The organism is Orenia metallireducens (assembly GCF_003001995.1).
Taxonomy (GTDB): domain Bacteria; phylum Bacillota; class Halanaerobiia; order Halobacteroidales; family Halobacteroidaceae; genus Orenia; species Orenia metallireducens_B.
On the sequence record NZ_PVNB01000004.1, the window covers coordinates 122,947 to 139,411 of the forward strand.

At 32.9% G+C, this 16,465-nt stretch carries 17 protein-coding genes; all 17 read left to right on the forward strand.

The features are described 5' to 3' along the window. Positions 1–22: 22 nt before the first annotated feature. The 17 genes from BX659_RS04220 to fliS all read left to right on the forward strand — a co-directional run bounded on the left by BX659_RS04220 (position 23) and on the right by fliS (position 16,446). Positions 23–1,723 (forward strand): NADH-dependent [FeFe] hydrogenase, group A6, encoded by a 1,701-nt coding sequence (locus BX659_RS04220; RefSeq protein WP_106231636.1) that lies wholly within the window; start codon positions 23–25, stop codon positions 1,721–1,723. A 417-nt stretch (positions 1,724–2,140) separates the two neighbouring features. Further along, positions 2,141–2,797, forward strand: a complete 657-nt coding sequence (sigH, locus tag BX659_RS04225; protein WP_106231638.1) for an RNA polymerase sporulation sigma factor SigH — start codon at positions 2,141–2,143, stop codon at positions 2,795–2,797. A gap of 327 nt (positions 2,798–3,124) precedes the next feature. Then, complete coding sequence (locus BX659_RS04230) at positions 3,125–4,984, forward strand: DEAD/DEAH box helicase (protein ID WP_106231640.1); 1,860 nt, start codon at positions 3,125–3,127, stop codon at positions 4,982–4,984. A gap of 216 nt (positions 4,985–5,200) precedes the next feature. Further along, entirely contained in the window at positions 5,201–5,956 is a 756-nt protein-coding gene (locus BX659_RS04235) for a ComF family protein (protein ID WP_097017062.1), read from the forward strand. Between the two features lie 51 nt (positions 5,957–6,007). Beyond that, complete coding sequence (locus BX659_RS04240) at positions 6,008–6,229, forward strand: hypothetical protein (protein ID WP_097017061.1); 222 nt, start codon at positions 6,008–6,010, stop codon at positions 6,227–6,229. 103 nt (positions 6,230–6,332) lie between these two features. Next, positions 6,333–6,746: a flagellar protein gene (locus BX659_RS04245; RefSeq protein WP_097017060.1), complete on the forward strand. Its 414-nt coding sequence runs from the start codon at positions 6,333–6,335 to the stop codon at positions 6,744–6,746. 249 nt (positions 6,747–6,995) lie between these two features. Further along, complete coding sequence (gene flgM, locus BX659_RS04250; protein WP_097017059.1) at positions 6,996–7,280, forward strand: flagellar biosynthesis anti-sigma factor FlgM; 285 nt, start codon at positions 6,996–6,998, stop codon at positions 7,278–7,280. Positions 7,281–7,294: 14 nt separating this feature from the next. Continuing rightward, positions 7,295–7,762, forward strand: coding sequence for a flagellar protein FlgN (locus tag BX659_RS04255; protein ID WP_097017058.1), 468 nt, complete (start codon positions 7,295–7,297; stop codon positions 7,760–7,762). Between the two features lie 84 nt (positions 7,763–7,846). After that, entirely contained in the window at positions 7,847–10,147 is a 2,301-nt protein-coding gene (gene flgK / locus BX659_RS04260; protein WP_097017057.1) for a flagellar hook-associated protein FlgK, read from the forward strand. A 46-nt stretch (positions 10,148–10,193) separates the two neighbouring features. Next, positions 10,194–11,060: a flagellar hook-associated protein FlgL gene (gene flgL, locus BX659_RS04265; protein WP_097017056.1), complete on the forward strand. Its 867-nt coding sequence runs from the start codon at positions 10,194–10,196 to the stop codon at positions 11,058–11,060. Between the two features lie 41 nt (positions 11,061–11,101). Next, positions 11,102–11,671 (forward strand): DUF6470 family protein, encoded by a 570-nt coding sequence (locus BX659_RS04270; protein WP_253250685.1) that lies wholly within the window; start codon positions 11,102–11,104, stop codon positions 11,669–11,671. A gap of 71 nt (positions 11,672–11,742) precedes the next feature. After that, entirely contained in the window at positions 11,743–12,195 is a 453-nt protein-coding gene (fliW, locus tag BX659_RS04275) for a flagellar assembly protein FliW (RefSeq protein ID WP_097017055.1), read from the forward strand. Positions 12,196–12,352: 157 nt separating this feature from the next. Continuing rightward, positions 12,353–12,583: a carbon storage regulator CsrA gene (gene csrA, locus BX659_RS04280; RefSeq protein WP_097017054.1), complete on the forward strand. Its 231-nt coding sequence runs from the start codon at positions 12,353–12,355 to the stop codon at positions 12,581–12,583. Positions 12,584–12,967: 384 nt separating this feature from the next. Then, complete coding sequence (locus BX659_RS04285; protein WP_097017053.1) at positions 12,968–13,780, forward strand: flagellin N-terminal helical domain-containing protein; 813 nt, start codon at positions 12,968–12,970, stop codon at positions 13,778–13,780. A 192-nt stretch (positions 13,781–13,972) separates the two neighbouring features. Next, entirely contained in the window at positions 13,973–15,427 is a 1,455-nt protein-coding gene (gene fliD / locus BX659_RS04290) for a flagellar filament capping protein FliD (protein ID WP_172431841.1), read from the forward strand. A 110-nt stretch (positions 15,428–15,537) separates the two neighbouring features. Then, positions 15,538–16,041, forward strand: coding sequence for a flagellar export chaperone FlgN (gene flgN, locus BX659_RS04295; RefSeq protein ID WP_097017051.1), 504 nt, complete (start codon positions 15,538–15,540; stop codon positions 16,039–16,041). A 30-nt stretch (positions 16,042–16,071) separates the two neighbouring features. Beyond that, the gene (gene fliS, locus BX659_RS04300; RefSeq protein ID WP_097017050.1) at positions 16,072–16,446 is read left to right on the forward strand and encodes a flagellar export chaperone FliS; all 375 of its coding nucleotides are present in this window, start codon (positions 16,072–16,074) and stop codon (positions 16,444–16,446) included. The last annotated feature ends 19 nt before the right edge of the window (positions 16,447–16,465 follow it).

Consider the following 16,465-nt stretch of genomic DNA (forward strand, 5'->3'; position numbering starts at 1 on the left):
ATTAAGAAGGAGTGACTAAAGAATGGATACCATTACTTTGACAATAGATGGTCAGCAAGTCGAAGTTCAACAAGGAGCTACTTTGCTAGAAGCTGCTCGTGAGTTAGGAATCGAAATTCCAACTCTTTGTTACCATCCTGATTTATCTTTACATGGTTCTTGTCGTGTTTGTGTTGTAGAAGATGTAAAGAGTGGAAGGCTATTAGCATCTTGTGTAGCTCCAGTTAATAACGGAATGGAGATCAGTACTAATAGTTCTAAAGCAAGAGTTGCGAGAAAAACAAATGTAGAGCTATTATTGGCTAACCACCCTAACGATTGTTTAGGATGTGACAGAAACGGAAGCTGTGAATTACAAGATATTACTCATGATTTAGGAATTACTAGAGTTGACTTTGAAGGTGAAAAGAGAGACTTACCTGTAGATGCTAGTGGACCATCTTTAAAGCGTGAACCAAATAAATGTATTCTTTGTGGGCGTTGTGTAAGAGTATGTGAAGAGGTACAAGGAGTATCTGCTTTAGAATTTACAGAGCGTGGCTTTAATTCTATTGTAAGTACAGGATTTGATTTACCACAAAGTGAAGTAAACTGTGCTAACTGTGGACAATGTGCTACTGTTTGTCCTACTGCTGCAATTACTGAAATCAGTGAAGTTGATAAGGTATGGGCTGCTTTAGAAGATGATACTAAGCATGTTGTAGTACAAACTGCTCCATCTATCCAATCTAGTCTTGGTGAAGAGTTTGGTATGGAGCCTGGTACAGTAGTAACTGGTCAGATGGCTGCAGCTTTAAGAAGGTTAGGTTTTGATAAAGTATTTACTACAGATTTTGCAGCTGATTTAACAATTATGGAAGAAGGAAATGAGTTTATTCAGAGGTTTAAAGGTGAGAAGAATTTACCGCATATTACTTCTTGTTGTCCTGGTTGGGTTAAGTTCTGTGAGCATAACTACCCAGATTTAATCAGTCATTTATCAAGTGCTAAGTCTCCAATGTCTATGTTCTCTGCTATTTCTAAAAGTTATTATGCAGAAGAATCTGAAATTGATGCTAAAGATATCTATACAGTTGCAATCATGCCTTGTACAGCTAAGAAGTTTGAAAAAGATCGTGAGGAGTTAGTTGGAGATACAGATGCTGTATTGACTACTCGTGAATTAGCTCGCATGATTAAAGAGATGGGTATTAAATTTGAGACTTTAGCAGATGAAAAGTATGATGAAATGTTAGGTGCTCATACTGGTGCAGGTACTATCTTTGGAACTACTGGTGGAGTAACTGAAGCAGCATTAAGAACTGTTAAAGAAGAGTTAGATGGAGAACCTTTAGGAAGACTTGGTTTAGGATTTGAAGGAATTCAAGAAGCTTCATTAGAGGTTGCTGGTCAAACAGTTAATGTAGCTATCGCTAATGGTTTAGCTAATGCATCTAAATTATTAGATGAAGTACGTGCAGGAAATAGTAAGTATCACTTTATTGAAGTTATGGCTTGCCCTAATGGATGTGTTGGAGGTGGAGGTCAACCTCTTCCAACAAGTAAAGAGATTAAACAAAAACGTGCTTTAGGATTAAGAAGTATTGATGAATCTGATAGTATCAGAAAGTCTCATGAAAATCCAATGATTAAAAAACTATATGATGATTATTTAGGAGAGCCTTTAGGTGGACACTCCCATCATCTACTTCATACAAAATATCAGAAGAGAGATAGGAATTAATATTAATTCTTATCTTAGGCAGATAGGTCAGTCTATCTGCCTTTTTTTAATCTTAGTATGGGTGAATAGTATTGTGCTTTTACTCGCATTTACACTGATATCCTAGTATTTATGGAGGAAGATAGTTATGGAAAATAATAATTTCAATTTAATGGAGTATGGCGTACTTGTACTTATGGTGGTAATTCTGGTCTTTGTTATTTACCTTGCTAGTGGTGGTAACCTCAATACCTTATTATCAAAGCTAGTCTAAGTTTAAGTATGAGCATAAGTCTGAGTCTGTTATATACTTAATCTTAAACTTAGTCTTAATCTCATATCATCCAACTACACTTTGACTAGCTAACTATAATATGGTATAATTATTTGTGTTTATTATGGACCAACGTTAAAACATCCAAATAAGGTGGGGATAGGATGAGTAAAGCCTGTAATAAATATAATCAGATGTCTGAGCATGAACTAATTATTTTAGCACAGAATGGAGACAAGCTTGCTGAAAAGTATCTAATCAATAATAATATTGATATTGTTTATGCTAAGTCAAAATTATTTTATATTAAAGGGCTAGATAATGATGATGTTATTCAAGAAGGATTGGTAGGATTATATAAAGCAATCAGAGATTATAAGGTAAAAAGAGAAGCATCTTTTCGTGGTTTTGCTCACTTATGTGTTAATCGACAGCTTATTTCAGCGATTAAAACAGCTAATCGTCAGAAGCATATGCCGCTTAATAATTCCACCTCTATTGATAAGAAAATAAGTTATTCTAAGGATGATGGAGGAAGAGGACGGACTCTATTAGATATCTTACCAGACCATCATAATGACCCAGAGAAAAATTATGTAAATCGGGAATTAGTCAAAGAAGTAAGCTATCAACTAAAGCAGATGTTAACCCAATTAGAATGGGATGTATTTAATAAATACATAGAAGGCAAATCCTATAAGGAGATATCTGATGAAATTGATGGTAGTGTCAAGACGGTAGACAATGCATTGCAGCGTGCCCGACGTAAGATTGATGAGTTGAAAGAAAAATTAAAGAGTGAGTTATATGATACGTACTAATTCTAACTTATAAAAGTTACCTAATAGGTAGCTTTTATTTTTTTGCAAATATAAAAATATGATAGTCATTCTCCTTAAACTTTCCTATATTCAGCCAAATTTATATCCATTTGGATTGATCTCTTGACTAAATTATTATCATTAAAAACTAATTATCGATCTCCTTAATGGCTATAATAGTTACCCCTTGATTTCAAATAAATAGTATATAAAATTCCAATTAGGTTATTATAATAAATTGTCGACTAAGATATAACCATAATTTGACAGAGAAAACAAACGAGGATATAATGACCTATATGTAAATATATGGAAAAGAGGTGGAGCATGGCTGGTAAAGGAGCGATAATTTATTTATTGGCTGATAATAGAAAGTATATAATAGGGCTCTCTCAATATCCAGAAGTAGATATTAAGTTCTATTTAGATAGAGGTGTTATATCTACAGATAATAGTAGAGTCTTTTACCTAAATAAACCTTTAAATTTGGGATTAGCTGATTATATCTTCCAAGAGATTAGTAATCCCAATGAACGGAAGGGAGAAGCACTAGATAATGACCTTATTCTAACAAGATTCCTATTATTTTTTTGGGAGTTTGATACTTTAGGAAAGATTATTGAAGAGAAACTAATCAAGTTAAAGAAGATATTTCATAACTTAGATATAAAGAATAAATTGGATGGAAAGGAGATGAAGCTAAGTCAAATTCGTAAAATCTTCCTCCCTAAAGAGACAGAATGGAAGCAAGTATATCAATTTATTCAAGGTAGAAGGCTCTATTATAGTGAAATTAGACAAGTAATGCGCCAAAATAGGTTAACTATTAATGATTTAGATAAAGTATTGGAATACCTTAGATTATTAGGTAAATTAGAAGTAAAACCCTCGCTTAAGTATATTGATGATAAGTTAATCTGCCAACGCTGTGGAAATAGAGAAAATTTAGTAGAGATAGAATGTAACTATTGTCAAGAGCATGATTATTATTGCCAAGAATGTATTCTAATGGGGGAATCTCGATTATGTAGAGCTTTGTATTTGATTCCTGCTGTTAACTCTTCTCAAAATTTTAATATCGTTGAACCTAGCTATCGCTTTAATTTGACCAATTTACAACAGGATGTTTCTGATAGATTGATAGATTTCTTATATGAGGATTATTGCCAAGCATTGGTTTGGGCAGTCTGTGGAGCAGGAAAGACTGAAGTTAGCTTCGAAGTGATTGCTGATATACTCAGTCGAGGTGGGAAGGTCCTCTTTGCTATTCCTAGAAAGGATGTTGTCATAGAGCTAGCTGAACGTTTAAGAGAAGCCTTTCCAGAGATTGAAGTGAAAGCGCTTTATGGTGGTAGTGAATTTAAGTATCGATCTGCTAGCTTGATAGTAGCTACTACCCACCAGGTTTTGAGGTATTATCAGGCTTTTGATTTGATTATCTTAGATGAAATGGATGCTTTCCCTTATAAAGGCAGTGATACTCTTAAAAGGGCTTTAGATGAAGCTAAAAAATCAAAAGGAAAGCTCGTCTATATGACAGCTACTCCTAGTGAAGATGAGCTTAGAGAGTTAGAAGTTAATAATACTAAGTTGATTAAATTATCAGCTAGATATCATGGTCATCCTCTGCCAGAACCAGAGTTTATTCAAGCCAAAATAGAGTACAACAAAGAATCTAAAGAGCTAAAGTTGCCCCAGATAGTAATTGAGAAACTTAAACTATCAGTAGAACAAGAGTTGTATCAGGTTTTTATCTTTCTTCCTAGTAGGGAGTTGGTAGAGATCGTTACTCAAGAGTTATCAAAGCATTTTCCTGATATTAATGGTCAAAGTTGGGTGCAGGGAAGCCATTCTCAAGATAGACAACGAGAAGAAAAAAGAGAAGCCTTTCTAGCCGGGGATTACCCGATTTTGGTCTCAACTACTATTATGGAGAGAGGGGTAACAGTTGAGAAGGCAAATGTAATGGTACTTTTTGCTGACTGGGAATATGTCTTCAGTGAAGAGACCTTAATTCAGATGGCTGGTCGTTCTGGGAGATCATTAAAGTATCCCCAAGGTAAAGTCTGGTTTGTGGGAGAGAGTATTAGTAATCAGATGGAAAAGGCGAGAGAGAAGATACAGCTATTAAATGAAGAGTCAGCAGAGAAAGGATACCTTAAGAGCAGTGAACAGTTGATATTTTAATGTTGTAATATAGAGATAGTGCGACGCTTTGTGTCGAGTGTGAGTGTGGGTAAACCACCCTCTCCTAAATCCTCTCCCTGATAAGGAGAGGACTTTAACTTCTTTTTATTCCTCCCTTTTTAAGGGGGAGGTTAGGTGGGGGATATTACTAAAGTACCCCAATACCCCCCATAAACTATCACTTGAAAAATCAATCAATATATTTGTAAAAAGAAGGTGAAAACTATCTTTGCTAAATTATATCAAGGATTAATAGATTTAATCTTCCCTGAACTACCACACTGCCCTGTCTGTGGCAGAGAGTTTAGCCATGGTGAAATTAATCTTTGCGAAAAGTGTATTACTAAGATAGAATTTATTAAAGAGGATTATTGTTTAAAGTGTGGAAAGTTGATCTTGTCAAGTCAAGATTTATGCTATGATTGTCAGCATGCTAATCATTATTTTGATCAGTCTAGGTCAGTAGGACTTTATGATAGTGGTTTAAAAGAGTATATTAAGCTATTTAAATACAGCAAGTATAGAACTTTAGCAGGACCTCTAGGGGATTTAATGAGTAACTATACCAATAGGTTCTATAATATAAAAGATTTTGATATTATAACCTATGTACCAGTTCATCCAAACCGCTTAGCTGAAAGAGGTTTTAATCAAGCTTTTCTATTAGCCAAAAGAATAGGTGAGAATCTAAAGATTGGTGTAGAGTGTTTATTTATAAGAGGTGAAGATACTGTTAAGCAGAGTAAGTTATCGAGAAAGGAAAGATTAAAGAACTTAAAGAATAAGTTTATAATTAAAGAGGATGTAAATATTGGTGGCAAAAGGATATTGTTAGTTGATGATATCTACACAACTGGAGCAACAGTTGATGAGTTAGCTCGTATTTTGTTAGATAATGGAGCTGATTCTATCAAGATAATTACTTTAGTTTCAGGCAGAGATTTGAGTTTAAAAAGGGATTTTAACTCCTAAGGCGAAATTTAATAACTAGGTTGCCTTAGATTGGTTTAAGGGAGTGGGAGTATGGAATTAAAAAATTGTAAAAATTGTGGTAAAGTTTTTATTAAAAAGAATAGTGGATTATGTGATAAATGCCATCAAGAACAAGAACAGAAATATATTAGAGTTAAGGATTATCTTTGGGATAATTCTAAAGCAACAATAGATGAGATACATCAAGCAACTGGAATCTCTAAAAATATAATTAGAAAGTTTGTTAGGGAAGGTCGTTTTAGAAGTTTGTAATTATTATAAATTTATTATGAAAGTAAATCTCATAAGAGGATTTTGACGAAATTTAAAGAAGTTATAGATATATATAAAGAATTTCGTTCAAGGAGGTCAGATTATGGGAATAAAAAAGTGTAAGCGGTGTAAAAAGATCTTTGCTCCCGTGGCTGGTGCAAAGATATGTCCTAAATGTCTACAAGAAGAAGAAGATCAATTTGTAATTGTAAAAGATTATTTATGGGATTATCCTGGCTCTACTATAGCTCAACTCCATGAGGAGACAGGGGTAGATGAGAAGATAATCAGGAAATTTGCAAAAGAGGGAAGATTTTTACAAATAAATGGTGTTGAAATAACTATAGATTGTGAACGTTGTGGAGCACCTATCAAGAGTGGGCGTTTTTGCCAATCATGTAGTGATAAATTGAGATCTGGAATAGAGAAGGTTAAAAATGCTGATAAGGCTCAAGCTTCAAGAGATAGGGATAATGATAAAATGTTCTTAGGAGATAGAATCAAAAAAAGAAGATAGGCTGAATTTAGAGGGTTAAGGTAGAAAAACTGACCTATAGTCGGTTAATTTACCTTAACCCTTTTTTATTATCAAAAAGAAGGGTTAATTTTATAGTTTGATTTAGCGATAACTAAAGTAAATAAGTACTAATTGTGTAAAGTTTAAGTTTAAGTCTAAATTTAATCTTAATATTACAGTAGTTTTAAGTTTAGGGTTAAGTTTAAAATTCTGATTGGTATCTCAGTTTATAGGAAAGTAGGTGATTGAATGAAGATTAATCAAAATAGGATATCTCAAATTATGAAAAATTACAATAATAATCAAGTTAAAAATGAAAAGAAAACAGACAAGACCCGAAAAAGAGATCAAATTTCTTTATCAAAAGAGGCTTTAGAATTACAGAATTTTAAAGGAAAATTGCAAGCTACCTCTAAGGAGAGAGAGGAAAGAATTACTAGGCTAAAAAGGGATGTTAAACAAGGAGATTATAATGTCTCTGGCGAAGATATAGCTAAGAAGATGTTGGACCAAGTTATCAATAAGTTTGTTTAGAAAGGGTGTTCTTTATGAAGGATATCAATGTTGAAAAACTAATAGACATTTTAGATAAAGAGTATCAGCTATATCAGAAGATGTATGAATTGAGTAAAAAAAAACAAAAGGTTATTATAAATGAAGAGATAGAAAGTTTAGAAAAGATTGTTGGCCATGAAAATAAGATTTTAGAAGGGATTATTAAATTAGAGAAAGTTCGTCAAAACTTGGTTGGGGATAGAAACATTTCTGATTTAATTGAATCTATAAATGGAAAGTATAATCATAAATTAAAAGAATTACAAAGTAAGATTAGTGACTTAGTTGAAGAACTAAGAATTATCAATCAGCTTAATGGGAGTTTAATTAATAATTCATTACAGCTGACCAATATGACTCTTAATCTTTTAACCAATAATACCCGACAAGGTAATTATGGTAAAAAAGGCAATTCTTATGACCGACAAAAACAACGATCTTTTATCAATCATAAAGCGTAGGAAAGTAATTTAGTGTTAAGTGCGAGTGTAGGTGGGACTCGCTTCCACACATAACACACACTCACACACAAGGGAGGTATAAAAATGGGTTCAACCTTTAGTGGAATAGAGATAGGAAAACGAGCGGTCCAAGTACAGAAAAAGTCTTTAGAAGTAGTTGGTCATAATATTGCTAATGCTAATACTGAGGGGTATAGTCGCCAAGAGGTCATACTTTCTGCGACTTCCCCTCTTAATGTTGATGGGGTTGGTGCTGGACAAGTTGGTACTGGAGTTAAAATTTCTAAGATTCAAAGAATGAGAGATGATTTTACTGATATGAGATTGAGAGAAGAGTCAACTACTCAAGGGATGTGGGAGGTGACTAGGGATTCATTAAGTGAGTTAGAGTTAATCTTTAATGAACCTTCTGAAGATGGGCTACGTAATATGTTAGATGGTTATTGGAATTCTTTGCAGGATTTAAATAATAATCCTGAAAGTGAGGCCGTTAGAGCAACAGTTAGACAAAGAGCTTTGGCTGTAACTGATACCTTTAATCACCTTCACAGCCAGCTAAGTGAATATCAAAACTCTCTTAATAGTAGAGTAGAGATTAAAGTAAATGATATTAATTCTTATGCCACTCAAATTGCTGATTTAAATACACAGATAGTTGAAGCTAGAGCTGTTGGACAAGAGGCTAATGATTTAGAGGATAAAAGGAATCTATTATTACAGAAATTATCTAAAATTACTAATATAAGAGCAAAAGAGGATGAGATAGGAGCAGTCAGAGTCAGTATTAGTAGTCAACAATTGGTTGCAGGAAGCCGAGTTACTGAGTTAGAAACTGTAGAAGATAGCAGTAATAATGACTTTTTGAAGGTGCAATGGGAGAATGGGAATAATGCTATCTTTAGTGGTGGAGAGATAAAAGGTTTATTAGATGCTCGTGATGATTCTGAGTCAGGAATCCCTCATTATATTGATGAATTAAATCAAGTAGCAGTTAATTTTATGGATGAATTTAATCAGCAACATCGTGAAGGCTATGGTTTAAGTGATGTTGAGATGAATACTATGGTATCTAGTTCTCAAGGTAATCCTGCTAATCCTTTAGAGAATGGTAGTGGCTCCTTTGAGGTTATTTTAAATGGAAATACAATTGGTCCAATTGATGTCGCTAGTGGTGCTAGTCTTAATGATATTGCAGCTAGTATAGATTCCCAGACAGGCTTGAATGCAGCGGTAGTTTCGAAGTCCAGTTCTATTAACTATAAAAAAGCAGTAATATCTAAATCTAATGCTGTTGATGATAAAACTGCTTCCTTAGGCTCTGAAGGTGATTTTGATATCACAATTGGTGATAATACGGAGACTATTAGTGTTCTTGCTACTGATAGTCTTGAAGATATTAGAGATAAGATAAATGCTTCTGACATTTCTGCTGATATAACAGCAAGTATAAATGCAGATAATATGTTAGTTATGACTCCTAGTGATATTACTAATAAAGCAGATATCACTTATAATAATGGTGATGATATTGTTCAAGCTCTTGGAATTGCCGATAGTGAATCAGAGGTTATAGGATATGAAGGAAAATTCGATATTTCAATTGGTGGTGATGAAGATACTATTAGTGTTCTTGCTACTGATAGTCTTGAAGATATTAGAGATAAGATAAACTCTTCATTACTTTCAGGGGATGTAACAGCAAGCATTAATGATAATAATATGCTTGTTATAACTCCTAGTGATGTTAATAATAGAGCAGAGATTAGTCATAATAGTGGCGATAATATTCTACAAGGGTTAGGAATAGAGAATAATATCTTAGAAATTAAAGGTACTAATGCTGATGATAAGATAGACTTAGTTAATACTAGTGATGATGGAGAAAGAGATATAGTTAATTTATTAGGTATGAAAGGAATTGGTGTAGGGCGTGACTTCTTTACAGGGACTAGTGCTAAGGATATCACAATTAGTACAGCTATTAAAAATGACTTGAGAAATATTGCTGCTGCCTCTAAGACCTATGATCGTGATAATGACAGTAAAAATGATTATCCTAGAAATAGTGATGTTGCTTTAAAGCTAGCTAAGATAGGTAGTACAGATTTATTACCAGAAAAGAATTCTACCTCTACTTTTTCAGAGTATTATAGCTCTGTTATAGCCAAATTAGGAGTAGATAGTCAGCGAGCAGAGAGAATGGTTCAAAATCAGGAGACATTAACTAAGCAGATGAATGAAGATCAAGCTTCATACTCAGGGGTTTCCTTAGATGAAGAGATGGGTAAAATGATACAGTATCAACATGCCTATAATGCAGCTGCTAAGATTGTATCTACTATGGATGAACTTTTAGAAACTTTAGTTAATGGATTAAAAAGATAGTTAGGATATACAGTTAGTAGTTAGAATTAAAATAAGGAGGCTAAAAATGAGAGTAACCAATGGAATGATGGTCAGTAACTTAATGAATAATTTACAAAATAATATGGAACGTTTGGACGAACATAATCGCCAATTATCAACAGGAAAGAAGTTTGATGTGCCTTCTGATGATCCTACTGGAGCGGTTAGGAGTATGAGCTTAAACACTACTATTTCTAATAATGAACAGTATGTAAAGAATTCTGACGAAGGGCTATTATGGTTGCAAACAACTGATGAAGCATTAAGTCAAGCAAGTAAGGTTCTTGAACGTACTAGAGAATTAGTTGTTTATGGTGCTAATGATACATTAAGTGCAATTGATAGGAAGGGTATTAAGGATGAAATCGTTGAATTGAAGGAAAACTTAACTGAGATAGCTAATTCTAATATAAATGGACGTTATTTATTTTCTGGGAATAAAACTTTAAATGAACCTTATCCTACATCAGATAGTGATTATAAAGGAGATTATGGAGAAATCTCGCTAGAGGTTTCATATGGTACAGAGTTGACTATTAATCAAAATGGATCTTTTTTTAAAGATTTATTAGATGAACTTTCTAATATAGCAGATAACTTAGATAATAATCCAAGTAAGTTATCTGATGAAAATCTAGAGAATTTAGACATTAGTACAGATAAAATGTTATCTATCAGAGCAGAAAATGGTGCTAAACAAAAGAGATTAGAACTTACTAAAGATAGATTAGAAAAAGATTATATTAAATTTAAAAATTTGTTATCTAAAAATGAAGATGTAGATATAGCAGAAACAATAATGAATTTAAAGATGAGTGAGAATGTTTACCGAGCTGCTTTATCATCTGGTTCAAGAATAATTCAACCTAGTTTAGTTGATTTTGTCAAATAATATAATTTAGAATATCTTAAATTAACTTAGGAGGTGGAATGATGGTTAATATGAGTAAGAGATTAGAAATAGCTCAGACTTGGGCCAAGATAGGATTGAAGCAGACCCCTCCTAAATTAAGGGTTAATCAAAGGCCTAACACCTTTAAATTAGAACAAATTGATGGGAAATTAACAATTGAAGATAAAGCTGCTGAAATTAAGATTGATATGAGTAAAGTAAGAGCACAATTAGATTGTAAAAACAACAAGATTTATAGTAAAGATATAGCTAGAAAGGGCTATCAGGAATCACTTAAAGGGATAGCTGAGTATGCAGCAGAAGGTGATGCCCTTGCTGCTATAGAAAGAAAAGGGAATCCATTAATAGCACAAGCAAGAAAGAGGTCTTTTGATAAGGACAGGGATATAGGGCTTAAATGGAAGGTAGGACCTGAATTCAAGGTTACTCCCAATAAGTTAGATATTACTTTTAAGAATGATGATATAGATGGAATAGCTATTAATACTGAGCCTGGTAATGTAGGAGTAGACCTTGATTGGGGTAAGATTGATATTTATCAAAAACAATTACCTAAGCTAGAGATTAGAGCAGTAGATACTAAGGTATAATAAAGTAGTGATAAAAGATCTAACCATTACTTAATACCTGACATCGATATTAAATATGGAGGTTGAATATAATGGAATTAGAGACAACCCGTTTTGGTAAAATAGAAATAAAAGAAGATGAAATGATTCTTTTTAACCAAGGGTTATATGGTTTTAAAAATGAAAAAAAGTTTGTCATATTAAAAGAAGAAGAAAGCGACTTTTTTTGGCTACAGTCTTCAACTAATTCTGATTTAGCTTTTATTGTAACAGAGCCTTGGAATTATATTAAGTATTATGAATTTGATTTAAATGATGAATTGCAAAAAGAGTTGAATATCAGTTCAAAAGAAGATGTAATGGTAATAAATATAATAACTGTTCCAGAAAACCCAAAAGAGATGACAATTAACCTTAAAGCTCCAATAGTAATTAATTATAAGGAGAGATTAGCTAAACAGATTATTTTAGATGATGAGAGATATCAGATAAAGCATCGGCTATTTTATGATGAGAATAATAAGCAAGTGGCAGATAATGCTTAGAGAATAGTTGTTAAAGAATTAAGAATTATACCTATAATTGTACTTAGTTAAATTGATAAAGTCTATTAGTTAATCAGTATTATTTAGACTATATATTACTTAGAATTGGATACTCAATAAGTTTAATGTCGATTATCATAGAGGAGGTTTTATCTAGATGCTGGTATTAACACGAAAGATAAATGAAAGCATTATAATAGGTGATGATATAGAACTAACTATAGTAGAGATATCTGGTGGGCAAGTGAGGGTAGGAATTAATGCTCCTCGCCAAATTGAGATACATCGCAAAGAAATTTATGAACAGATAGAAGTAGCCAATAAAGAAGCAGCGACGCCGAATATTACTAAACTCAGTGATTTATTTAAGGTTTTGGCTGATGAATAATCTGATTAATTTCTATAAAATGATATATAAGGTTGAAATCAAGACTAATTAGAGGGATAGGCAGAGAAAAAAGAAGCCATTTCATCTTAATTGCTTTAAATCACCTGAAATATAGCTGAATTATAATTAAGATATTTGAAGTCAACACGATAATAGTAATAGGTAAAGAAAAAATATAAATTTTATAAAGTAGATAAAGGATTAAAATTATAGCTAGTAACAATTGGTACTCTGAAGCTAATTCAGGGTAACAGTGGTTACTAACTATCATCAGCTATAACTAGGACGGCCGACTAGATAGAATTGATAAGTACAGTAGCCAATCCTTTCTTCTGGCACGGAGGCTAGAGGAATTAAAAACAAAACTCAAGGAGGATGATATTAATGAGAATTAATACTAATGTTTCTGCGTTAAACTCTTATAATCAATTAAAAAGCACACAAAATGCAATGACTAAATCTTTAGAAAGATTATCTTCAGGTAGTAGAATTAATAGAGCAGCTGATGATGCTGCTGGATTAGCAATCAGTGAGAAGATGAAGGGACAAATCAATGGTTTAGCTCAAGCACAAAGAAATTCACAAGATGGGATTTCACTGATCCAGACTGCTGAGGGTGCATTGAATGAAACTCACTCTATGCTACAGAGAATGCGTGAACTTTCTGTTCAGGCTGCCAATGATTCTAATACTAATGAGGATAGAAATCAACTTCAAAGTGAAGTTAATGAATTAGTTGCTCAGATTAATGATATCTCAAGTCAAACTCAGTTCAACACTAAGACTTTATTAAGCGGTGCAGCCACTGGATTAACATTCCAGGTTGGTGCTAATAAGACTGATACAATGAGCTTAAGTATTGGTAATATGAGTGCTAATAGCTTAGGAGTAAGTGGATTAAGTATTGCTGCTCAGACTTCTGCTAATAATGCTATTACTACAATTGATGCTGCTATTAAAAAGGTTTCTGAAGAGAGATCTAAACTTGGTGCTAAGCAGAATCGCCTAGAGCACACTATCAATAACTTAAGTACAACTGAAGAGAACTTAACTGCTGCTAACTCTCGAATCAGAGACGTTGACATGGCTAAAGAGATGATGAATATGAGTAAAACAAGAATCTTGTCTCAAGCTGGTACAGCGATGTTAGCACAAGCTAATCAAAAACCACAGGGGGTTCTTCAACTTCTTGGATAATTTACAATAATCAATGAACAATTTACAATTAAATAATTATAAATTGTTCATTAAGGCCGGCCGGTTATTCCGGCTGGTCTTTTTTATTAGTGTGGGTGTCAGTGGTTAGTGTAGTTAACTATAGTGAAGTAATTAATTATTAATTCAATTGCACTCACAACTAATACTCATAACTTAATGGAGGTGTTAATTATGGCAGGAATTAGTTTAGATGGTTTAGTCAGTGGAATGGATACCCAATCTGTTATTGACAAGCTAATGTATGTTGAACAAAGGCCTTTGATACAGATGCAAGATAAGAAAGAGGATTTAAGAGTTGCTAAGGATGCTTGGAGGGATGTTAATTCAAGGTTAGACAGTTTGAGTAATAAAATTACCGATTTGAAGTTTTCTTCAACTTTTAATTCTAATAAGACAACTAGTAGTGATGAGGAGATTGCCACAGCTACAGCAAATACAAGTGCCTCAGCAGGAAGTTATGCTCTTAATATAAGTAATTTAGCCAAGGCTAATAGGGTAGCTTCAAGACAAGATAGTGCTTTTACAACTGCTGCTGCTGAAACCTTTACGATTGATATAAAGGATGGAACGGGAACTTCTATGGTCAGTAATACTGCTACTATAAGTGTTGGGGCAGGGGCTTCATTGAGTGAGATCAGTGAGGCTATCAATAACACCACTGTTGACCATGATGGAGATAGCTCTACAGAAGAGATTAATATAGCTAAGGCATCAGTAGTGGATGGTAGATTGGTAATTGAGAGTTATCATACAGGAAGTGACTATGAACTAGCCCTTACAGATGATACAGGACTCTTAGCAGATTTAGGCTTTAATCTAGATGCTGATGGAAAAGTAACTGGACCTGCTGATGGAGCCATTGATTCAGCTAGTGAATCAGGGGTGTTACAAGCAGGAGAAAATGCTGAGTTTACTATTGATGGGTTGGGTGTTAGTCGTTCTACTAATGAAGATATTGATGATGTTGTAGATAATGTTAAATTTGATTTAAAAGCTATAGGTGAAGCCACTATTGATGTTGGTCCTGATGTAGAAAAGACAGTTACTGCTGTTCAAGATTTTATTGATCAATATAATAGTGTACAAGGTTTTATTAGTGATAAAATGGATTATGATTCTGATAGTGGTGAATCAGGAGCACTACAAGGGGATTCTACTCTGATGAGACTATCTTCTAGATTGCGTCAGGGTGTAACAGATAGAGTTAATGAAACAGATAAGTATAATCAATTGGCAATGGTGGGAATCGAAATAGATAAAGATGGGAAAATGAGCTTAGATGAGGATGAATTCAAAGCAGCTTTAGATGAAGACCCTGCTGCTGTAGAGAAGTTATTTAATGCAGATAGTGAGGATAGTGATAGTTTTGATGGTGTAGCTACTAGATTAGATAATTATCTTGATATGCTACTTAAGACTAATACTGGAGTGATACCGAAAAGAATAGACTCTTATGAAAGTATGATGAAGGATGTTGATGACAATATGGACTCTTTAGAAAGAAGGCTAGAGATGAAAAGAGAGAGTCTAAAAGAGCAGTTTACTGCTATGGAGAAGGGCCTTTCTGAAATAAACAGTCAGTCTAGTTGGTTACAAAGCCAATTGGGGAGTCTAGGAAGTATATAAGTATTTTATTATAATTTCTGATATTTAACCAACAAATAATAAAAACTTTTATTATTTGTTGGTTAAATTTAAATTAATTAAATTACTAGTTCTTTATGGAGGTATCTATCTTGGTATATAATCCAGAGTTAAATAAGTTACTTAAAAGTCTTATTGGCTATTATCATGAAGAGAAGAGCTTGTACAAACTGATGTTAAAGATAAGCAAAGATTTAGGATTAACCATAGAAAATAATAATATCGAAAAAATGAATAAGTTATTAACTGAAAGAGGAAAGCTAATAAATAAGATTGATAAGCTAAAAGACAGAATAACTAATACTAGTCAACAGATTGGAGATATATTAAATTTAGAAGATAATCAGAACTTTATTTCTAATTTATTAAATTTAGATTTTCCTTATAGAGCTCAACTTAAAGAAGATATAAGGGATATCTATCAAATAACTCAAGAGATAAATAATTTAGATATTGGAAATAAAAAAAAATTAAGAACTAAAAAAGATCAAGTTAAATCTGAATTATTTAAAATCAAACGTGGTAATATTTTAAATAGATCATACCACTCTAGAGTGGATTCTTATGAAGGCAGATTTATTGATAAGAAGAAATGATATAATTTGTATATCACAGGAGGGTAATAAATGAATAAAAATGCATATAATCAATATAAACAAGTCCAAGCTCAGACAGCAAATCCAGGTAAATTATTAATTATGCTTTATCAAGGATGTATTAAATTCTTAAATTTAGCTAAAAAGGGTATAGAGGATAAAGATATAGAGGTAACCAATAAATATTTGCAGAAGTCTCAAGATATTATAACTGAGTTAAAGGTAACTCTAGATTTTGAAAAAGGTGGAGAGATAGCAGATGATTTAGACAAGTTATATGATTTCATGAATCGCCAATTAATTGCTGCTAATATACAGAAGAATCCTGAGTTAATTGATCAGGTTATTGATTTAATGAAAGATCTCCTTGAGACTTGGCAGGAAGTAGTTAAAAAGAATAATTAGATTATAATTAGTAATTGAA